Origin of the sequence: Streptomyces sp. NPDC051921 (assembly GCF_040680975.1) — a bacterium.
In the GTDB taxonomy this organism is placed as follows: Bacteria; Actinomycetota; Actinomycetes; order Streptomycetales; family Streptomycetaceae; genus Streptomyces.
The window spans coordinates 57,027-78,284 of sequence record NZ_JBFAXU010000008.1; the positions used below are offsets into that span (position 1 = coordinate 57,027).

A 21,258-nucleotide genomic window follows, 5' to 3' on the forward strand; every position below is an offset into this window, starting at 1 on the left:
TCGCCCTGTCCGAGCCCTCGCCGGTGGAGCTGGTGGCCGTGGAGGAAGAACCGGAGCCGGAACGCGAGCCGGAGCCCGAAGTCCAGGAAGTCCCCGACCGGCGCCGTCGCGCCGACCTCGGCGGCAACGGGCCCTCGTCCGACCTGTTCCGCCAGTACCTGCGCGAGATAGGCCGGGTCCCGCTGCTCACAGCGGCGGAGGAGGTCGAGCTCGCCCGGCGCGTCGAGGCCGGCCTCTTCGCCGAGGAGAAACTCGCCAACACCCCCGACCTGGACACCCGGTTGGCGCTCGACCTGGACCGGCTCGTGGTGCTCGGCCGGATCGCCAAGCGCAAGCTCATCGAGGCGAACCTGCGGCTCGTCGTCTCCGTCGCCAAACGCTACGTGGGCCGCGGCCTGACCATGCTCGACCTCGTCCAGGAGGGCAACCTCGGCCTCATCAGGGCCGTGGAGAAGTTCGACTACGCGCGCGGCTACAAGTTCTCCACCTACGCGACCTGGTGGATCCGCCAGGCCATGTCCCGGGCCCTCGCCGACCAGGCCCGGACCATCCGCGTCCCCGTCCACGTCGTCGAACTCATCAACCGGGTCGTCCGCGTCCAGCGCCGGATGCTCCAGGAGCGCGGCTACGAACCCACCGCCGAAGAGGTCGCCGCCCAGCTCGACCTGGCGCCCGAACGGGTCGGCGAGGTGCTGCGGCTCGCCCAGGAGCCGGTCTCGCTGCACGCCCCCGTCGGCGAGGAGGAGGACGTCGCCCTCGGTGACCTCATCGAGGACGGCGACGCCGCGTCCCCCGTCGAGTCCGCCGCCTTCCTGCTGCTGCGCGAACACCTGGAGGCCGTGCTCTCCACCCTCGGCGAACGCGAACGCAAGGTCGTCCAACTGCGCTACGGCCTCGACGACGGCCGGCCCCGCACCCTGGAGGAGATCGGACAGCTCTTCGGCGTGACGCGCGAACGCATCCGCCAGATCGAGTCCAAGACCCTCAACAAGCTGCGGGACCACGCCTACGCCGACCAGCTGCGCGGCTACCTCGACTAGGCGGCGCCCCGGGCACCCGACCCACGCCGCACATGACGCGGCATGGGTCGGCCGGCGGACGATCGGCGACGTGGCCGCCGATCAGTCCACTTCGGCCACGGCCTGCGCGAACTGCGCCGCGTACAGCCGGGCATAGGCGCCGTTCGAGCCCAACAGCTCCTCGTGCGTGCCCTGTTCGACGATCGAGCCGTTCTCCATCACCAGGATCACGTCCGCGTCCCGGATGGTGGAGAGGCGGTGCGCGATCACGAACGACGTGCGCCCGTGGGCGAGTCGGGCCATCGCCTTCTGGATCAGCACCTCGGTGCGGGTGTCGACCGAGCTGGTGGCCTCGTCCAGGACCAGGATCACCGGGTCGGACAGGAACGCCCGCGCGATGGTGATCAGCTGCTTCTCGCCCGCGCTGACGCCCGCGCCCTCGTCGTCGATGACCGTGTCGTAGCCCTCCGGCAGGGTGCGGATGAAGCGGTCCGCGTGCGCGGCCCTCGCCGCCTCCTCGATCTCCGTCCGGCTCACCTCGCGCGTCGCCCCGTAGGCGATGTTGTCGGCGATGGTGCCGCCGAAGAGCCAGGTGTCCTGGAGGACCATGCCGATGCCGGAGCGCAGGTCCTCGCGGGACATCCTCGCGATGTCGACGCCGTCGAGGGTGATCCGCCCGCCGGTCACCTCGTAGAACCGCATGAGCAGGTTCACCAGGGTGGTCTTGCCGGCACCCGTCGGGCCGACGATCGCGACCGTGTGCCCCGGCTCCACCGCGAGCGACAGGTCCTCGATGAGCGGCTTGTCCTCCTCGTAGCGGAAGGCCACCCCCTCCAGGGCGACCTTGCCCTTGAGGTCCACCGGCCGCTCGCTCTTCGGCGCGTCCGGCTCCTGCTCCTCCGCGTCGAGCAGCTCGAAGATGCGCTCGGCGGAGGCGACGCCGGACTGCACCAGGTTCGCCATCGAGGCGACCTGCGTCAGCGGCATCGAGAACTGCCGGGAGTACTGGATGAAGGCCTGCACGTCACCGATGGACAGGCTGCCGGTCGCCACCCGCAGACCGCCGACCACGGCCACCAGGACGTAGTTCAGGTTCGAGACGAAGAACATCACCGGCTGCATGACGCCGCTGTTGAACTGGGCCTTGAACCCGGCCTCGTACAGCGCCTCGTTCTGCTCGTGGAAGTCCTTCGCGGACTCCTCCTGCCGACCGAAGACCTTCACCAGCGTGTGGCCGGAGTACATCTCCTCGACGTGCGCGTTGAGCCGCCCCGTGGACTTCCACTGCTGCACGAAATGCGGCTGCGAGCGCTTGCCGATCCGCGTCGCCACGACCACCGACAGCGGCACCGTGACCAGCGCCACCAGGGCGAGCAGCGGCGAGATCCAGAACATCATCGCGAGCACGCCGACGATCGTGAGCAGCGAGTTGATCAGCTGGCCCATCGACTGCTGGAGGGTCTGCGAGATGTTGTCGATGTCGTTGGTCGCCCGGGACAGCACCTCGCCGCGCTTGGCCTTGTCGAAGTACGACAGGGGGAGCCGCGCCAGCTTCGCCTGGACGTCCTCGCGCATCCGGAAGACCGTCCGGTTGATCACCTTGATCGACATGCGCGTCGAGACCAGCATGAGCAGGCCCGCGAGCACGTACACGCCCAGCGCCAGACCCAGGACCTCGCCGACCGCGGAGAAGTCGATGCCCTGGCCCGGAGTGAAGTCCACCCCGGCCAGCATGTCCGCCATCCCGCCGTCGCCCTCGGCGCGCAGGGCGTCCAGGGCCTGCTGCTTCGTGCTGCCCTCGGGCATCTGACGTCCGACCACACCCGCGAAGACCAGGTCGGTCGCCCGGCCGAGGATCTTCGGCCCGACCACCGAGGCCGCGACCGAGAGCACGCCGGCGATCAGCATCACCCAGAGCGAGCTCCGCTCCGGCGCCAGCTGCTTCAGCAGCCGCTTGCCCGAGCCCTTGAAGTCCATCGACTTCGAGTCCGGGCCGCCCCCGGCCATCGGCATACGTGGACCGGCCATCAGGCTGCCTCCGCCTCGGTCAGCTGGGAGAGCACGATCTCCCGGTACGTCTCGTTCTCCGCCATCAGCTCGTGATGCCGCCCGGTGCCCACGACCCGGCCCTCGTCGAGGACGACGATCCGGTCGGCGTCGCGGATGGTCGACACCCGCTGGGCGACGATCACCACCGTCGAGTCGGACGTCTCCTCGGCGAGCGCGGCCCGCAGCAGGGCGTCCGTCTCGTAGTCGAGCGCGGAGAACGAGTCGTCGAAGAGGTAGATCTCCGGCTTCTGCACCAGCGTGCGGGCGATCGCGAGCCGCTGCCGCTGCCCGCCCGACACGTTCGTGCCGCCCTGGGCGATGGGGGCGTTGAGCCCGCCCTCCAGCTTCGACACGAAGTCCTTGGCCTGCGCCACCTCCAGGGCGTGCCACAGCTCCTCGTCGGTCGCGTCGGGGTTCCCGTACCGCAGGTTGGTCGCGACCGTCCCGGAGAACAGGTACGGCTTCTGCGGCACGAGCCCGACCGTCCGCGCCATCAGCGCGGGCTCCAGCCTCCGCACGTCCACGCCGTCGACGAGCACCTCGCCCTCGGTCACGTCGAAGAGCCGCGGCACCAGGCCGAGCAGCGTCGACTTGCCGCTGCCGGTCGAACCGATGATCGCGGTGGTCTCGCCCGGCCGGGCGACCAACCGGATGTCCCGCAGCACCGACTCCTCGGCGCCCGGGTACCGGAAGTCCGCGCTCCTGACCTCCAGATGCCCGCGCTGAGCGAGGGTGCCGACCGGCTCGGCCGGCGGCACGACGCTGGACTCGGTGCCGAGCACCTCCTCGATGCGCTCGGCGCACACCTCGGCCCGCGGCACCATCATGAACATGAAGGTGGCCATCATCACGGCCATCACGATCTGCATCAGATACGCGAGGAAGGCCGTCAGCGCGCCGATCTCCATGTCGTTGCTGTCGATGCGGTGCGCGCCGAACCAGACGACGGCGATCGACGACACGTTCACGACCGTCATGACGGTCGGGAACATCAGCGCCATCAGCCGGCCGGTGGCCATCGACACGTCGGTCAGCTCGGTGTTGGACCCCTTGAACCGCTCGCGCTCGTAGTCGTCCCGGACGAAGGCGCGGATGACCCGGTTGCCGGTGATCTGCTCGCGCAGCACCCGGTTGACCGTGTCGAGTCGCGTCTGCATGGTCCGGAACAGCGGCCGCATCTTCCGGACGATCAGCGAGACCGCGATGCCGAGCACCGGCACCACCGCGATCAGCACCGCCGACAGCGGCACGTCCAGGCTGAGCGCCATGACGATGCCGCCGACGCACATGATCGGCGCGGAGACCATCAGGGTGAACGCCATCAGGGCCAGCATCTGGACCTGCTGCACGTCGTTGGTCGTCCGGGTGATCAGCGACGGCGCGCCGAAGTGCCCGACCTCCCGGGCCGAGAAGGACTGCACCCGCTCGAAGACCGCCGCCCGGACGTCCCGACCGAGCGCGGAGGCGGTCCGTGCCCCGAAGTACACGGCCCCGATGTTGCAGACGACCTGGATCACGGACACGCCGATCATCAGCGCGCCGAACCGCAGGATGTAACCGGTGTCCCCGTTCACGACACCGTTGTCGATGATGTCCGCGTTCAGGGTCGGCAGATAGAGGGTGGCGCTGGTCTGCAGCAGCTGCAGCAGCACCAGCAGTCCGATGGGTTTCCTGTAGGGCCTGAGGTGGGTCCGGAGAAGTCTTATGAGCACGGGTTCTACTATCGCCCGCGCTCCCGAGTCGTTACGACTCGTTTGTGGGCCGGTGCAGAGCCCTGGGCAAGTCTTTACGAACCCGCGCCGAGGACCGGCGGCCGGGGCTCAGGAAGCGAACGCCCCGGGGTGGATCTGGTCCCGGGTCGCGGTGTACTGCTGCCGCACGGCCTGGCCGACGGCCAGTTCCTCGCCCGGCTCGAAGACCTGGGCGGCGGCGCCCTGCCAGGCCGGGGGAACGGCCGGGGAGAGCGTGCCCTGGGAGACCCCGAGCGCCCAGGCGGCCTGGCGGGCGGCGCCGAGCGCCGCGTAGTCGGCCGGCTGGGGCACGACGACCTGCGCGCCGAAGACGGTGGGCGCGATGGCCTGGACGGCGGGCAGCCCGGCCGCCGCACCGAGCAGGAAGACCCGCCGCACCTCGACGCCCCGCCCGCGCAGCACGTCCATGGCGTCGGCGAGCGAGCAGAGCATGCCCTCGAACGACGCCCGGGCGAGGTGCTCGGGCTTCATCGACTCGCGGCGCAGCCCGGAGAGGGTGCCGGCGGTGTGCGGCAGCTGCGGCGTCCGCTCACCCTCGAGGTAGGGCAGCAGGACGAGCCCGGAGGAGCCGGGCGTCGACTTCAGCGCCAGCGCGGACAGCTCCTCCAGGGACTCGACGCCGAGCATCTCGGCCGTCCCGCGCAGGGCCCGTACCGCGTTCGAGGTGTGGACGACCGGGAGGTGCATGCCCGTGGCGTCGGCGAAGGAGGTGATCATGCCGGCCGGGTCGGCGAGGGCCTCGTGGTGGACGGCCATGACGGAGCCGGAGGCGCCGAGGGAGACCACGGCGTCGCCGATGCCGAGCCCGAGCCCGAGGGCGGCCGCCATCGTCTCTCCCGTACCGGCGGAGATCAGCAGCCCCTCGGGGGTCGTGCCGGCGGCCTCGGCGGGTGCCAGGACCTCGGGGAGCACGGCCTGGTGCCCGAGGGCGAGCTCGACGAGATCGGGCCGGTAGGCCCCGTTCCGCGCCGACCAGTACCCCGTCCCGGAGGCGGCTCCGCGATCGGTGGTGCGGCGCGCGGGGCGGCCGAGCAGCTGCCAGACCAGCCAGTCGTGCGGCTGGAGGATCATCGCGACGCGCTGGGCGTGCTCGGGCTCGGTGCGGGCGAGCCAGCGGAGCTTGGCGACGGGCAGACCGGCGGCCGGTACGGTCCCGACCGCCTCGGCCCACGCCTGCCGCCCGCCGAGGCTCTCGACCAGATCGGCCGCGGCGACCTGGGCGCGCTTGTCGTTGCCGACGAGGGCGGGCCGGACGAGCCCGCCCTGGGCGTCGAGGGGCACGAGGGCGTGTCCCTGGGCGGACACGCCGATCGCCTGCACCCCTTCGAGCAGCCCGCCGGTCGCGGCCTCCCCGAGGGAGAGCAGCCAGGCCTGCGGGTCGACGTCGGTGGACCTGGGCTCGATCGGGTGCGGGGCATGGCCCTGCCGCAGTACGGCGCCCGTGTCGGCGTCACAGACGACGATGCGAGTGGAGTCCGAAGAGCTGTCCAGACCGGCGACTATCCCCATGGCACATGATTCTGCCGTACTTCGGGCGTTCGCGAGGTCAGGTGTTGCTGGTGCCCCAGTCCTCCTCGTACTTGCCGGCGGGTCCGTACTGCCCGTTGTGATCGCGCCGGGCGCGGATCCTGTGGGCCTGGTCCCCGACGGCGTGCATGGCTTTCCCGGCCGCCTGCCGCCCGGAGTGGGCGGCGGTCTCGGCCGCGTTGCGCACGGCGGGGTTCTCGGCGACCCGCTGGGCCCCCTTCTTCATCCGCTCGTACCACTCTCGTCCGGCCCGTGTCCCGATGACGAAACCGAGGGCAAGGCCGCCGATGAAGATCAGCTTGCGCACGCTGCGATCCTTCCGTGGAGCGCCCTGGGGATACCGATTGGCGGAGCACCCCCCTGCTTGCGCTAATCTATGTCTCGCAGCGAGCGCCCGCCCCCCGGCAAGGCCGGAGGTGGGACCGTTCGTCGCAACGCAGCAATCCCCTGTAGCTCAATTGGCAGAGCAGCCGGCTGTTAACCGGCAGGTTACTGGTTCGAGTCCAGTCGGGGGAGCGCGATCCCCTGTAGCTCAATTGGCAGAGCATTCGGCTGTTAACCGGAGGGTTGCTGGTTCGAGTCCAGCCGGGGGAGCCACACGGAAGAGGACCCTTCGGGGTCCTTTTTCGTTTCCGGTGGAACCGGCCACCCGCTCCCGGAGTCTTCTTGATCGAGCATGGCCGACCATCCGGAGCAGGAGATCGTATGAGCGGCTATGCTGCGGCAGACGGCGCGCACACTTGTACGCGCCGTGGTGTTCGGGGCGGTAGCTCAGCCGGTTAGAGCAGCGGACTCATAATCCGTCGGCCGTGGGTTCGAGTCCCACCCGCCCCACCACTGCCCGCACCCGCAGGAAGGTTTTGCCTGGGGGTGCGGGCTTTTTTCGTCCTCCACGGTGCACCCGCTGTGATCCGAGTCATAGGAGCGACACGCCGACGTCACCCGGACGCCGCAGGAGTTTCTCGCGCGAACGCCGCAGACGTTCCTCGGCGCCCCCCTGGCCCTCACGGCGTCTGCAGCAGGCCCGCGAAGACCACCGTCGCGAGGACGACCGTCAGGGGCGCGGCGAGGGCGAAGCCCGCGCGGCGGGCGCGGTGGCGGGCGCGGCGGGGGAGGGCCCAGCTGGTGATCAGCAGGGCGAGGGAGACGAGGAGGCCCACGGCGAAGATCGGGAAGGCCAGCTCGAAGCTGGCGTCGAACCGGTCGGCGTCCGCCCCGTTGCAGGAGTCGCAGGCCATCGGGGACAGCCCGGCGAAGAACAGGGCGATGAGGCCCATGGGGAGGGTGAACAGGGTCGAGACGAGCGGGGCGACCCAGCCTCCGGTCACCGGTGCGTCGGGTTCGTTCATCTGCATGGGACGAGCCAACCCCACGGCGAGGAAGCGCACATGAGTCCGCGTACTCATCGTGCTCTGCGCACCGGACGGTCGTGCACCCGGCTCGCTCGCGGACGGAGGCGTGCTCGGTCGCGTGCCCGCGCACGTGCGGACGGGACGAGGCCCGGGGCGTGTTCCGCCCCGGGCCTCGCCGTTCTTCGCCGTGTGGCTAGTTGGACGGGTTGTACGGGCGCAGGAAGGTGCCCCGCGACCAGACCCAGTTGGTCGGCTCGGTCCAGCCGGGCTTGCCCGGGTTGAAGCCGCCCGCAGACGTGGAGATGTGGGTCCACATACCGACCTTGCCGTCGGCGTAGCCGTACATGTTGCCCATGTCGTCCCGGCCGTCACCGTCGTAGTCGCCGGGCACGATCTTCATCTGGCCGTAGGTCCAGTTGCCGCTCGCCGACTCGAAGCCCTTGGTCGAGGAACCGAACTTGCCGTCCCTCGCCGAGGAGCCGGGGAGGGTGAACATGGCGTCGTGGCCATCGGCGTAGTCGTACCAGAACAGGGCGTCGTCGATGCCGTCGCCGTTGAAGTCACCGGCGTGCAGCTTGGTGCGGCCGAAGCTGCCCCAGGTGGTGGCGTCGCCGGCCCAGGAGGTGACGGACCCCTGGAACCCGCCGTTGGGCAGGGCCAGGAACGTGTGCATCTTCAGCTTGCCGTCGGAGTACCCGTAGAGGGCCGCCAGGTCGTCCCGGCCGTCACCGTTGAAGTCGCCGGTGGCGAACTGGCTCTGGTTGACGTCCCACCATCCGGCCTGGAGCTGGTACGAGGAGAACGGGGCGTTGAAGCCGCCCTGCACGTTCGACGTGAAGGTGAAGAGCGTGTCGTTCCCGGACCAGTACGAGTACCAGGCCATCAGGTCGTCCCGGCCGTCGCCGTTGAAGTCGCCCGACTGCAGGGTCATCGACGAGGAGTAGAAGCCGCCCTTGCCCGAGGACCAGGATGCGAAGGGGTTGTTGAATCCCCCGCCCGCCTTGCCCAGTGCGGTGAAGAGCTTCACGACGCCGTCGCCGTAGTCGTACAGGGCGGCCATGTCGCCGCGTCCGTCACCGTTGTAGTCGCCGGTGGCGAACTGCATCCTCGTGACGTTCCAGCTTCCCGCCATGGACTCGTAGGACTTCAGCGGTGCGCGGAAGGAGCCGTCCGAGTTGGTCAGGAAGGAGTTCAGCGACGACTTGCCGTCGGGCGCGAGGTACCACGCACCCATGTCGCTGCGTCCGTCGCCGTCGTAGTCGTGACGGACCACCGTGTTCGTCGACCACTTGGACTGGCCCGCCGCGTTGTAGATGACGAGGCTGCCGCGGTCCTGCAGGAGCGCGTAGCCGTCCGGAGCGGTCGTGTGCGACTGCCACAGCGCGGTGGCGCCGTCCGCGCTGTAGACGACGAGGTTGCCGTTGCTCTGCATGACGGCCTTGGCGCCGATCTTGCCGGCGGTGCCCGAGCTCCACAGGGCCTTGCCCGCCTTGGACGTGACGACGAGGTTGCCGTCGGTCTGCATGGTGAGCGTGGCGGAGTTGGAGCTGTAGGACTTGCCGGACTCGATGGTGGTGCCGGACGGGATGTACGCGCCGCCGGTCACACCGTCGATGGTGAAGCGCGGTGCGAACTGGATGCCCGTCACCGCGTCCGGGGCCTGGCCGCGCCAGCCGATCAGGGTGTTGTCCGAGGCCTTGCGGGCCCACAGGTCGGGCCAGGTGTCCTCGGCCGGGTCGACGGTCATGTCGCCGACCGAACCGATCACGGGGTAGGCCGCCTTGGTGACACCGCCGCCGATCTTCCACCGCGAGCCGGGCAGGCCCCAGGTGGCCGTGTCCACCGAGCCGTCGGGAGCCTTCTTGGCCCAGGCGGTCAGGATGTCGCCGTTGGCGTCGTCGCGCAGCCACAGGTCCGGCAGGCCGTCGCCGGTGACGTCACCCGGGGTGATGACGGTGAACTTGTCCCAGTCCGTGCCGCCGACCAGGCTCGGCGACTTGGTGAAGCCCAGGTCGAGGTCGTTCGTGGCACGGTTGCCGTAGTAGGCCCACAGCAGCTTGCCCTGCTTGACGAGCAGGTCGGGCTGCTTGTCACCGTTGATGTCACCCGGCGAGGCGAGCTGGTCGGCGTTGTACCAGTGGTCGTCGCCGCTCCAGGTGGCTTCGCCGGGGCAGCCCATCTCGTCGGAGATCTCGTCCTTGACGGGACAGGTGACCTGCAGCTCCACGCGCCGGTCCGGGTCGATCCGGCCGAGCCCGTTGTTGGGGTAGACCCAGATCTTCTTCTTCTTGTCGACCTCGCTGTACTCCAGGCTCACGAGGTCGTTGTAGCCGTCCTGGCCCCAGTCGCCGAAGGTGGTGACCTGCTTGTCGGCGAACGAGCCGCCGCCGTTGGTGGCGTTGTTGAACTCGCCGTTGCCCTGGCTGGCGTAGGTCAGCAGGGTGCCGTTCCCGTCGACGGCCCAGATGTCGCGCGAGCCGTCACCGTTCAGGTCGTACGGCTTGTCCCGCTCGGCCGACCGGGACGCGTAGTAGATGTACGTCGCGGTGTCCGAACGGTTGCCGGCCTTGTCGATGCTGAAGGCGTACACGAAGTGCGGGCCGTAGCTCGGCGGAGTGATCTTCACCGGCACGCCCGGCGAGACCGGGGTGACCTCCGGGTCGGTGTCGGTCCAGTAGTGGTACTGGGCGACGTCCGGGACCGTGTTCGGGCCGAAGACGAAGTCACCGGTGCTGCGGGCCTTGCCCGTGCCGGAGGCGGGCCAGCCCTTCTCGCCGTTGGGGAACTGGGCGGACGTGATGGTGGGCGGGAAGCTGGGCCGCGTACGGTCGACGGAGAACTTGCAGGTCGGCGACACCGGGGAGAGCGCGCCGTCCTGGTCGCGCGCGACCACGTTCCAGGTGTAGTCACCGGTCGGCACGAGGATGTCCGGGACGGGCCAGGTCGTGACCTTGCCCTTCAGGGCGGGCAGCGTCTCGGTCGCGACCGGGGTGCTGCTGCCGGCCTTGTAGAGCCGGAACTCCGCCTTCAGGTTGCCCGCGTTCTTGTCGTCGGTCGTGGCATGGAGGCTGACCCGCGTGTTGCCGATCGTGCCGCCCGTCGCGCAGTCGGTCTTGGGGAAGGTCCCCAGGTTGAACGGGCGCTTCGGCGGGTTGTTGTAGACGATCTCGAGCGTGGCCGTCTTGGGGTCGAACTTCTTCCAGCCGTACGTGTCCGTCTCGTCCTCGGCGTAGAGCCCGAGCGTGATGCTTGCCTTGCCCTGGCCCTTGGGGCCCTCCTTCGCGCGGGTGCGGACCTTGGCGGTCAGGTCGAACTCGAGGTTCCCCGCCGCGCAGTCCTTGCTCCAGCCCTTGGCGTCGTTGACCGTGTCCAGCTGGCTGATCTGGTTCGGCTGGTTGCCCCAGTTCGTCTTCGACGTGATGTCCTGGGTGTGCCACAGCTGCACCGGACTGGCCTGGCAGGACCACGACCAGATGTTCTTGATCCGGAACGTGGCCCGCTTCACGTCGGCGCCCATGACGTCGCTCGTGTCGAGCTGGAGGAAGGACCGGGAGATCCGGTCGCTGCCGCCGGTCTGGGCCTCGTAGCCGACCCGGATCGGATCCGTGGAGTTCCAGAACGAGGTGCCGGGGTACTTCTTGTAGACCCGCGTCCAGTTCTGCCGCTCGCCCCACGCCCAGGACGGGTCGATGTAGACGGGGTACTCGGTGGTGGCCTCGTCCAGGAGCGCCTGGTCCGGCTTGATCTCCAGGGTGTCGCCGGAGACGGTCGTCTGCATGGCGGCGTCGTTCGAGCCCGGCGGCGGCTCGAACGTGTCCGACGGAGCCGGAGGCTCGGACGGGGTGTCCTCGGCCGTGGCGAGCATGGCCGAGGCGCCGGCCGGCTGCGTGGCACTGCTGGCGGTGCTGGAGTCCCACATCAGCGGGGACGGGCTCGTGAAGACGGCCTGTCCCGCGGGATCGGTCGCGGTGATGCTGCCGGTCTCCGCGTCCTTGGCGACGTTGAGTCCGACCGTGCCGAACTTCAACTTCAGGCTTTCCAGGGCCGGGTTCTGCGCCGCCTCGGCGGTCTTGACCACCAGCAGCTGGGAGAAGCCCTCGACCTCGGCCTTGAGTTGGAGGTCGACGCCCGGCAGCACCTCGGGGTAGGTCGCCACGTTCTCCGCGAGCGTGGGTTCCGGCAGCGCCGTGGGCCAGTTGAGCGTGAGCTTGCGGCCCTCCTTCACGCCGGAGAGCAGCGGTGCGGTACCGCCCCCGGAGAACGTGACGTCGACCAGCGAGGCCTTCGGCCGCACGGAACCGTCGGTGCCGCGTACCAGGGTGGGATCGGTGGGGATCCACACGTCGTTCCGCAGCACGCGCACCGCGGTCCCGTGCCGCTTCACCGACCAACTGCCGTCCGGGAGCGCCCAGGTGTCCGTGGTCTCGGTGCGGGCCGACTCCAGTTCGTACGGCTGTCCGCTCACCCTGGCCTGCTCGAGTGCGAAGTCCTCTTCGCTGATCGCGCCGTCGGCCACGGGGTCGGAGGTCGTCGCGGAGGCGACGACCGTGAACGGCGTGGCGACGATGCCGGCGGCCGTCAGGCCGGCCACGAGCGACAGGGAAACGCTTTGTCTCCATCGTTTCCCGAAATGCGGATTTCTTCCGCCTGATCTCACTTGAGAGCCCCCCTCTTCGTGGATATCGGGCGGCACTCTACAGTCAGCGAAGCTGCCTGACCAGCGGTTTTGTCGGGAATGACATCCACGAAGAGGGGGGAATATTCGCTTATTGCGCGACGTTGACGGGGCGTCAGTAGGTGAGAATTCCCGGGTCCGTCACGCCCGCCGTGCCCGTCTCCACGTGGCCCGCGAGGCGGCGCAGGTAGTCCGTCGTGGAAGCGGCCGTGACGGTCACGTCGTACCAGCGGGACGAGGACGTGAGGGCGACGGTGTGGGTGGTCGTCGCGCCCTTCGGGACCGAGACGGTCGTCGGTGTGCCGCCGTAGGCGTTGGTGACCGTCACCGTCGTCGTGTCGCCCGCATTGGTGAAGGTCAGGTCCAGGTTCCCCGTCGCCGCGTCGTGGCGGGCCCGGACCTCCGGGACGCCCGTCTTGCCGGGGGAGCGGAAGCGGCGCAGGAAGCCGTTGGGGCCGTGCACCGTGAGGTCCGTCACGCCCTTGCTGTACTTCGTGTTCCAGGTGTCCGTGATCGTCTTGCCGGCCTCGGTCGTGTACGTCCACGGCGCGTCCGTGCGGTTGGCCGAGGTGATGTAGAACTGGGCGCCCGCCGACGGGCCGCCGCTGAAGGTGAGGCGGAAGGTGCCGGCGGTGGTGTCCGCGGCGCCGTCCACGTACGGGGCGTACTTCAGCGGGCGGGTGGGCTTCGCGCCCGGCTCCTGACGGGGCATCGTGCCCACGGCCGGGGCCGTCGCCAGGAAGTCGGGGTGGCGGTTGCGGTCTGGCGGGTAGTAGCCGGCGGTGGGCGGCAGGGCGGCCGGCTGGGTCTGGGTGCGGCTGAAGTCGAAGGCCGACGTCAGGTCGCCGCAGACGGCCCGGCGCCAGGGGGAGATCTGCGGCTCACGGACGCCGAAGCGGGTCTCCATGAAGCGGATGATGGACGTGTGGTCGAAGGTCTCCGAGCAGGTGTAGCCGCCGGTCGACCAGGGGGAGACCACGAGCATGGGAACGCGGGGGCCCAGGCCGTACGGGCCCGCCGTGTAGCCCGTCCTGCCCGGGAAGTAGTCGAGCGTCGTCGCGACCGTCGACAGGCCCTGGGAGGCCGACGCCGGCACGTACGGCGGGACCACGTGGTCGAAGAAGCCGTCGTTCTCGTCGTACGTGATGAACAGCGCCGTACGCGCCCACACGTCCGGGTTGGAGGTCAGTGCGTCCAGGACCTGGGCGATGTACCAGGCGCCGTAGTTGGACGGCCAGTTGGCGTGCTCCGAGAAGGCCTCGGGGGCGGCGATCCAGGACACCTGCGGGAGCCGGCCGGCCTGCACGTCGGCACGCAGGATGTCGAAGTAGCCGTCGCCGGCCTTGGCGTCGGTGCCGGTGCGGGCCTTGTCGTAGAGCGGGTTCCCGGGCTGGGCGTTGCGGTAGTTGTTGAAGTAGAGCAGGGAGTTGTCGCCGTAGTTGCCGCGGAAGGCGTCGTTGATCCAGCCCCACGAGCCGGCGGCGTTCAGGCCGTCGCCGATGTCCTGGTAGATCTTCCAGGAGACGCCCGCCGCCTGCAGGCGCTCGGGGTAGGTCGTCCAGCCGTAGCCCGCCTCGGCGTTGTTGAGGACCGGGCCGCCGCCGGCGCCGTCGTTGCCGGTGTGACCGGTCCACATGTAGTAGCGGTTCGGGTCGGTCGAGCCGATGAACGAGCAGTGGTACGCGTCGCAGATGGTGAACGCGTCGGCGAGCGCGTAGTGGAACGGGATGTCCTCGCGGGTGAGGTGCGCCATCGTGGCCTTGGTCTTGGCCGGCACCCAGTTGTCGTACTTGCCCTTGTTGAAGGCGCTCTGGCCGCCCGCCCAGTCGTGGTTGAGGCCCTGGAGGTACTCCATGCCGAGCTTGTCGCTGGTCGGCCGGAAGGGCAGCGTCACCTTGTTGCCGTCCGACTGGTTCCAGACGGACTTGCCGCTCGGCAGCGTCACCGGGCGCGGGTCGCCGAAGCCCCGTACGCCCTTCATCGCACCGAAATAGTGATCGAAGGAACGATTCTCCTGCATGAGCACCACGATGTGCTCGATGTCCTGGATCGTGCCGGTCGCGCCCTGCGCGGGTATGGAGGCGGCGCGGGCGATGCTGTCGGACAGCATGGTGAACGCGGCGGTGCCGCCCGCCAGTTGCAGGAACCGGCGGCGATTGAGGTCGGCCATGGGGGAGTGGTCCTCCGGAGTGGGATCGGACGGGTGGGTGCGGGTGCGGTGCCGCCGGTGGCGGCGACGGGCGCCCCAAGGAGAGCGCCCGTGAACCACCGCCCGGCGGCCGTCCCATGACTGCCCGTCGTACGCCAGACGAATCCCCGGTGCCGAACAAAGTCGCTCAAATTCCGACGTATTGGGGGCGGGTGGGGGTTCGACCGCCGCTCCCTCAGGCGGTGCCGCCCGTCCCGCCGCCCGTTCCGGCGACCGTCCCGCCACCCGTCCAGCTCGCCGTTCCGTCGGCCAGCCAGCGGGCCACCCGGCGTGGGTCCGCCGACGTGCCGATGGCGCGGAGTTCGCGGTGGACGGCCCGCAGGAGCTCAGGGCGGCGGAGCAGCGGGCGGGCGGCGGGGTCGGTGGCCGCGAGGGCGAGGACGAGTCCGGCCCACAGGTCCGGGGCTTCGGGGTCGCAGCCCAGGAGGCGGGCGTAGGCGTCCGGTGCGGTCGGGTCCCCGGTGACGAGGGCGCGGTCGGCCTCGGAGGGCCCGCGTCGGGTGCCCGTGGACGGATCGGGGCGATCGCCCGGGGGGCCGGCGGCGTCGAGGAGCCGTGGCCGGCCTCCGGCGGGGCTCCTGGTGGTGGGCGGTTCGGGCCTGTCGTCGGCGGGGCTCGTGGTGGTGGGCGGTTCGGGCCTGTCGCCGACGGGGTTCGCGGTGGTGGGCGGTATTGGTCGGTCGGTCGCGGGGCCGCCTCTGCCGACCGCCGGTCCGGGCCGGTCGGCCGCGGAGCCCGAACCGAGTAACCGCTGGATCAGGCCGGTACGGGCGTGGGACCAGCGGGTGGGGTCGGGGACGACCGAGGACCCGGCGACGGGGCAGTCGGCCGCGGCCCCGCTCACGAAGGCCCTGGCCAGCGCCCGTACGTCGTCCGGGGCGGGGACCAGGTGCCGCACCCGCCACTCGGTGCGGTGGTCGGTGGCGGCGAACTCGGCCAGGGCGTCGATGCCCGGCCCGACCCGGTCCTCGGCCGTCAAGGAGGACAGCCGCGCGGCCATCCCCTGGAGGAAGCGGCGCCCGTGGCCGGTCAGCGCCGGATCTCCCGCCAGGACGTCGACCGCCTCCCGCGTCTGCCGCCACCGGAGGGCGAACTCGAACTCGGCCGACGCCCGTTCGGCCCGCGGCGCCCGGTCCAGGTAGCGGGACCAGAACTCGGTGATGCCCAGGAACGCGTACGCGCCCTGGAGCAGTCCGCTCAGTGGGCGGGGGTCGTCCCGCCAGGGGGCGTGGTGCCGCTCCGCCCCGCCGTCGCCCTCCAGCGTCAGCAGGTGGAGCAGTGCGCCCAGCTTGGTGTGCTGGAACTCGTGGACCAGCGTGACGGCCATCGTGACCGGGTCCGGCGGCAGTGAGGTCAGCATGCCGCCGAAGGCGTCGCCGGAAGAGGCGCTGAGCACCGCCCCGCTCGCCGACGGCTGCACGGCCGTCATGCTGCGCAGGCCCTCCGCAAGGGCCGCCGCCGTCTCGGGGTCGATGTCCTCCAGCAGCGCGAGCGCCCGGCCGAACCGGTCCTGCCAGCGGGCGATCTCGCCCGTACCGAGGCGTTCCGGCGGCAGCGGCTCGCTGAGGTCCCGGAACGGATCGACGTCGTCCAGCCAGACGTCCAACGGACGCCCGGCCGCGTACGCGTGCAGCCGCCGCACGCCCTGCCAGCCCGGCGGGTCACCGGCGAGCGGGGCGAGCGGCCCGGCCGGGCCCACGCGAGCGCCGTACGGGTCGACCCGCAGCCGGCCCGCCTCGACCACCACGTCCGCCGTACCCCAGCGAGGCCGTCCCGGCAGCCGGGCGAGCCCGAGGGCGGGGAACATCGCGGCGCCGTCGCGCAGCGGCACGGTCGTGCGCAGCGGCACGCCGGCACGCAGCGCGGCGACGGCGCACACCGCGAACAGGTGGCCGAGGTCGGTCCAGAGCGGTCCGTCACCCCAGCCCGTGTGGCGCAGCCGCCGCAGACCGTGCCCCAGCCAGACGCCGGTCTGCGGATGCAGCAGCAGCTCACGGAACGCCTCCGGGGCGCGCTCCTGTGCCGTGGTCAGCGTGTCCCACGCGCTGTCCACGGACGGCAGCGGCCCCAGCGCGGCCGGCGTCTCGGCGATCTCGTCGAGCAGCGCCCGCAGCAGCAGGAGCCGCCTGCTGTACTCGGTGGTCCGCAGGAAGCGGATCGTGTCGGGACCGCCCCGGCCCGCGGCCAGGGCGTCGAAGTGCGCCGTGGGAATGAGATGGTGCACGGTACGGGCGGGCTCGTGACGTCCGTCGGTCTGCACGGATCTCCTCCCGGAGAGCCGTCAGTCGGCCCGCCCGGGCGAACTGTCGCCGGCGAAGTTGACCCGGGGACGCTCGACCTGACGGAGCAGCAGCTCCAGCGACTGGGCATGCAGCCGCGGGCTCTGCGACCGGATGACGGACAGCGGGACGTCGCTGAGATCGACCAGTTCGGATCCCATGTACGCGGGCCCCGGGTACGCGGACCCCGAGCTGGGATCGACCGGTTCGGATCCCCTGTACTCGGGCCCCGTGCCGTCGGGTCCCGGGTACGCGGATCCGACCTGAGGGGATCCCCTGTACGCGGACCCCGCGTGGTCCGATCCCGCGTACTCGGACTCCCCGTACGCGGGACCCGTGTACCCGTGTCCCGTTGAGCTGTCGGACGTGTGCATCGACATCCCCCTGCCATGCCCTGAACCCCGTTGGCCTTTCATGATGGCGCAGGCTCAGGGGTTCCGAAAGGGCGTGATCAGGCGGTTGCGCCCCCTGGTTCCGTCCTCAGCCAGCGCGCGGCCCATTTCTCCAACTCGCCCTGCTCCAGAGAGCCCGGTTCGAGCAGGGCGATCGCCTCGACGAGAGCGGCCAGGCCTCCCGGGTGGCGACGGCAGGTGCGCACGATGCTGATGATGTCGGGCCGCGCCGCCTGCAGCCGGGGGACGGCACCCGCCAGGGCGGCGGGCAGCATGCCGAGGACGAGTTGCCGATGGTCCCGGTCCGTCATGCTCGGCCAGCCGGCCAGCAGGGTGATGAGTTCGGTCAGCCCTGTGTCCGACACCGGCTCCTCGAGGCGCCGTACGGCGGAGGCGGAGCTGGCGGCAGGGAAGTCGAGCCTGCGCTCGTCGCCCGCCCAGGTCCGGCTGTAGAGGGAGGTGGGCCGCTGCGCCCCTTCGGTGAACCCGCCGACGACGGCGTCGGCGATCCCGCTCATGTCGGGCGGCCACGCCCCGCCGTCCGCCGCCGCCAGCGCCTCGAGGACGGCCAGGGAGAACGCGCCGGTCTGCCGTACGGGGTCGTTGGCCGCCCGCTGCCCCGGCCCCGAGGCCAGCAGGACGAACTGCTCCCGGCCCGGCAGGCGGTCCCCGCCCGGCGGGAGCTCGGCCGGCAGGGAGCGCGTGAAGCCGAGGTCCTCGACGAAGGTCTGGCAGGAGTCCACCAGCCAGACCTGGCGCCGGAAGCCGGGCACGAGGTCGGTGGTGAAGGCGGTCAGCCAGGCGTCCAGGTCCAGGTTCCGCCGGTCGTCCGGGCCGGCGTCGGCGTAGAAGAGCCGGCGGTGCCCCTGCGGGTCGGTGACGCCGTGGCCGCCCCAGAACACCCAGAGGAGATCGCCCTCGAGGGCCGGAAGCCGGCGCGTCAGCACCTCCTGCACGGCCTCGCGCCCGGCCGTGCCCGCGGGGACGTCGACCTCCGGCCCGCCCGCGCCGGGCAGCGGAGCGAGCAGCAGCGAGATGTGGGCCGCGGGCACCCCGCGCCCGCGCAGCCAGGCGGTGAAGCGGCGGGCGTCCGCGGCCGGGCCGGGCAGGTCCCAGGACGGGCCCGCCGCATAGCGCTCCGTACCGACGACGAGGGCGTACGTCCGGTCCGGGCGGGCCCCGGTCACGGCAGCTCCGCCGCGAGGAGGCGGTACAGCTCCGGGTTGCTCCAGTAGGCGCTGTGGGAGAGCGGGAACGGCTGGCGGCTGTCCACGGCGACGTCGTCGACCCGCCCGGGGAAGATCCCGGCGCCGACGTAACTGAGCAGGTCCCGCCGGTCGTACACGTTGAGCCAGCGCGGTACGTGCGGGGGCAGCGGGCTGCCGTGTTCCAGGCTGGGCAGCGCCCCCAGCTCGTAGAGGAACGGCGCCTGCGAGCCGACGGTGACCAGCAGCTCGACCTCCGGCAGCTCGCGCAGCACCAGCAGGTCGAGCGAGGCGATGCCGCCGAGGCTGTGCGCCAGCAGGACGACGGGCGGCTCGGCGGCCCGCACGGCCGCCGCGACCGTCTCGCGGATCGCGGCGCCCCGGGACAGGTAGAGCAGCACGTCACCGGCCGCCGGATGCGCCGCGTCGGTGAGCGCCGAACGCCGCTTCACCGCCTGGGCGGAGGCCAGGCCGAGCGCCAGCCGCCCGGTCAGCCGCTTGATCCGCCGGGTCACCGGGCCGCGGTGCGTGCCGGTCCCGTCGGACGGATCCCCGCCGAGCAGGGCGACGATCCGGGTCACCGCCCCGTCGCGCGCGGTGCCGTCGAAGGCCGGAGCCGAGCCGTTCCGCTCGGTCCGGCGGCGTGTCGCCTCGGCCACGAACGCCCGCGCCAGGAGGCTCGCCGCGGTGTCCGCGGCGGCGGTGCGCAGGAACCGGCGGCAGTCGGGAGCGGTGAGGACGGCCGCCACGGCGGCGGCGAACTCGTCACCGATCCCGGCGGCGTCGAGGAGTCCGCGCAGCGGGGCGTCCCCGGAGAGGGACAGGGCGGCCGACGCGAGGGCCTCACCCGGTGGGCGCGCACCCGGCGCCAGCTCCTCGCGGGCGGACTCCGACGAGACGAAGCGGAGTTCGAGCAGGGGATCGAGGTAGAGGAGACCCCAGAGCTCGACGTCCTCGTCGAGCTCGCCGTTCGGCGCGCCCGGGAAGCCGTCCGCCTCCGCGGCCCCCGCGCTCCCCGTCCCCGGCACTCCGCGCCCGGTCCCGTATCCCGGTACGGAAATACCGTTCGAATGCAGCGCCGATCCGGCGCTTCCCCCCCAATAGCAGGGAGTGACGACGACTTCGGGCCGTAAGGGACGCAATCCGTCCCGTACCCGTTCCACCGATTCGGTGAATCCCGGCTCGCGCACCCCCGTGCCGTGTACGAACAGCACTGTTGTCACAGCTGACCCCCCGTCCGTGTCGGCATACGCCAAACGGCTTCCACGATAGGCCAGTTAGCGGGCGGACAGCTACACTCTGTAGGGGCTGTGCCTCATCGGGCGGCACTTGCCGGAAGGGGAATGCCGGTGAGCACGGACTCCGTCATCACGCACGTCGTCGCCGCTCTCGCCGTGGTGATCGCGGCCTCGCACGCCCTCGGCGGGTTGGCCCGCAAACTCGGCCAACCGGCAGTCATCGGCCAGCTGTTCGCGGGCATCGCGCTCGGGCCCAGTCTGCTGGGCATGCTGCCCGGGCAGGTGCACGAGACGCTCTTCCCGAAGGAGATCCAGCCCATTCTGACGGCGCTGGCGCAGGTGGCCCTGGTGTTCTTCCTCTTCGCCGTCGGATATGAACTCGACCTGCGGCTCCTGCGTCATCAGAGTGCCGTGACCGCCGTCTCCGTCAGCGGTTTCGCCATTCCCATGCTGATGGGCGCCGGTATCGTCCTGCTCTTTCCCGGAGGATTCGCCTCGGTGAACGAGGGGCGGCCGACGGACGCCACTTTCGTCCTCTATATGGCCGTCGCCCTTTCCATCACCGCGGTTCCCGTCCTGGCCAGCATCATCAAGGACCGAGGGCTGGCCAACAGCAGACCGGGCACGATAGCGATGGCCTCCGCCGGTGTCATCGACGCGCTGAGCTGGCCGGTCCTCGCCGTCGTGCTGGTCGGCGGCGCACACGCCTCGGCGCGGACCTGGGCGGTCAAGGCGGCCCTGCTCGTGCTGTACGTGCTGCTGATGCTCTTCGCGGTACGGCCCCTGCTGGTCCGGTGGATGCGCCGGCCGGGCGCCACGGCGACCCACCAGGTCCCCCTGGCCGTCACCCTGGCCCTGGCCTCGGCCTGGGCCACGAACGCGCTCGGGCTGCACGTCATCTTCGGCGCGCTGCTCGCCGGGGTGATCCTGCCCCGCCTCCCCGACGGCGCACCGGACCCCCGCCTGCTGCGACCGCTGCTGGACGTCGGCGGGCTGCTGCTCCCGATGTTCTTCGCGATCTCCGGAATGGCCGTCGTCCTCGGTGGGCTGCACGCCTCCGACCTGCTGATCCTGGCGGTGATATGCGTCGCGGCGGTGGTGAGCAAGGTGGCTGCCGGCACGCTCTCGGCCCGCGGCGCCCGCCAGCCCTGGCGCGACTCGCTGCTGATCGGCGTCCTGCTCAACACCCGCGGTCTGACCGAACTCATCGTGCTCAACGTCGGACTGCAGGCAGGGATCATCGGCCCCCGGCTCTACGCCCTGCTGGTGGTGATGGCACTGCTGACCACGGCCGCCACCGGGCCGCTGATCCGACTGCTGCGCCGGCCGGCCGACGCGCTGCCGGACCTGCCCGCAGACGCCCCGCCCGCCGGCGTCCGGGCCGGGAAGGAACCCGCGCCGGTGCCCTCCGCAGGCGCAGAGACGGCCCCGAGCCCGTAGGGCCCCCGCCCCGACGAGAGACGAGAGACGAGAATCGAGAGACGGATACGCCGAAGCCGGCCGGGCCCCTCTGGACCCGGCCGGCTTCGGCGTTCCCGCTTCGGCGCTCCCGGAGGATCTCC

At 71.1% G+C, this 21,258-nt stretch carries 13 protein-coding genes and 3 tRNA genes; 5 read left to right on the plus strand and 11 right to left on the minus strand.

The genetic code is table 11. The features are described 5' to 3' along the window. The first annotated feature begins 5 nt into the window (after positions 1–5). Positions 6–1,040 (plus strand): RNA polymerase sigma factor, encoded by a 1,035-nt coding sequence (locus AB0M16_RS12900; protein ID WP_365342339.1) that lies wholly within the window; start codon positions 6–8, stop codon positions 1,038–1,040. Between the two features lie 81 nt (positions 1,041–1,121). Here AB0M16_RS12900 and AB0M16_RS12905 read toward each other — a convergent pair whose 3' ends face one another. The 4 genes from AB0M16_RS12905 to AB0M16_RS12920 all read right to left on the minus strand — a co-directional run bounded on the left by AB0M16_RS12905 (position 1,122) and on the right by AB0M16_RS12920 (position 6,653). Next, the gene (locus AB0M16_RS12905; RefSeq protein WP_365341935.1) at positions 1,122–3,047 is read right to left on the minus strand and encodes an ABC transporter ATP-binding protein; all 1,926 of its coding nucleotides are present in this window, start codon (positions 3,045–3,047) and stop codon (positions 1,122–1,124) included. Beyond that, entirely contained in the window at positions 3,047–4,780 is a 1,734-nt protein-coding gene (locus AB0M16_RS12910) for an ABC transporter ATP-binding protein (RefSeq protein WP_365341937.1), read from the minus strand. Before AB0M16_RS12910 ends, AB0M16_RS12905 begins: the two co-directional genes overlap by 1 nt. Positions 4,781–4,888: 108 nt before the next feature. Beyond that, complete coding sequence (locus AB0M16_RS12915; protein WP_365341939.1) at positions 4,889–6,328, minus strand: FGGY family carbohydrate kinase; 1,440 nt, start codon at positions 6,326–6,328, stop codon at positions 4,889–4,891. 37 nt (positions 6,329–6,365) lie between these two features. After that, on the minus strand, positions 6,366–6,653 hold the full coding sequence (locus AB0M16_RS12920; RefSeq protein ID WP_365341941.1) for a YtxH domain-containing protein: 288 nt from the start codon (positions 6,651–6,653) through the stop codon (positions 6,366–6,368). 136 nt (positions 6,654–6,789) lie between these two features. Between AB0M16_RS12920 and AB0M16_RS12925 the strand changes: the two genes are divergently transcribed. The 3 genes from AB0M16_RS12925 to AB0M16_RS12935 all read left to right on the plus strand — a co-directional run bounded on the left by AB0M16_RS12925 (position 6,790) and on the right by AB0M16_RS12935 (position 7,183). Then, positions 6,790–6,862 (plus strand) — tRNA-Asn (locus tag AB0M16_RS12925). Between the two features lie 5 nt (positions 6,863–6,867). After that, positions 6,868–6,943: transfer RNA gene (locus AB0M16_RS12930), tRNA-Asn, on the plus strand. Positions 6,944–7,106: 163 nt separating this feature from the next. Further along, a tRNA-Ile gene (locus tag AB0M16_RS12935) sits at positions 7,107–7,183 on the plus strand. Positions 7,184–7,350: 167 nt separating this feature from the next. Here the strand turns inward: AB0M16_RS12935 and AB0M16_RS12940 are convergent. The 7 genes from AB0M16_RS12940 to AB0M16_RS12970 form a co-directional block, all read right to left on the minus strand. Next, positions 7,351–7,701 carry a hypothetical protein gene (locus tag AB0M16_RS12940; RefSeq protein ID WP_365341943.1) on the minus strand — a complete coding sequence of 117 codons (351 nt, stop codon included), beginning with the start codon at positions 7,699–7,701 and terminating at the stop codon, positions 7,351–7,353. Positions 7,702–7,891: 190 nt separating this feature from the next. Further along, on the minus strand, positions 7,892–12,289 hold the full coding sequence (locus tag AB0M16_RS12945) for an FG-GAP-like repeat-containing protein (protein ID WP_365341945.1): 4,398 nt from the start codon (positions 12,287–12,289) through the stop codon (positions 7,892–7,894). A gap of 199 nt (positions 12,290–12,488) precedes the next feature. Further along, a complete protein-coding gene (locus AB0M16_RS12950) occupies positions 12,489–14,543 on the minus strand; it encodes a phosphocholine-specific phospholipase C (RefSeq protein WP_365341947.1) in 2,055 nt (684 codons plus the stop codon). Positions 14,544–14,757: 214 nt separating this feature from the next. Next, on the minus strand, positions 14,758–16,842 hold the full coding sequence (locus tag AB0M16_RS12955) for an HEXXH motif-containing putative peptide modification protein (RefSeq protein WP_365341949.1): 2,085 nt from the start codon (positions 16,840–16,842) through the stop codon (positions 14,758–14,760). Positions 16,843–16,863: 21 nt separating this feature from the next. Beyond that, positions 16,864–17,022 (minus strand): hypothetical protein, encoded by a 159-nt coding sequence (locus AB0M16_RS12960; protein ID WP_365341951.1) that lies wholly within the window; start codon positions 17,020–17,022, stop codon positions 16,864–16,866. Positions 17,023–17,312: 290 nt separating this feature from the next. Next, entirely contained in the window at positions 17,313–18,440 is a 1,128-nt protein-coding gene (locus AB0M16_RS12965) for a caspase family protein (protein WP_365341953.1), read from the minus strand. Continuing rightward, on the minus strand, positions 18,437–19,486 hold the full coding sequence (locus tag AB0M16_RS12970) for a hypothetical protein (protein WP_365341955.1): 1,050 nt from the start codon (positions 19,484–19,486) through the stop codon (positions 18,437–18,439). The genes AB0M16_RS12965 and AB0M16_RS12970 overlap by 4 nt, the downstream gene beginning before the upstream one ends. A gap of 321 nt (positions 19,487–19,807) precedes the next feature. Between AB0M16_RS12970 and AB0M16_RS12975 the strand changes: the two genes are divergently transcribed. Next, on the plus strand, positions 19,808–21,136 hold the full coding sequence (locus AB0M16_RS12975; RefSeq protein WP_365341957.1) for a cation:proton antiporter: 1,329 nt from the start codon (positions 19,808–19,810) through the stop codon (positions 21,134–21,136). Positions 21,137–21,258: the final 122 nt, after the last annotated feature.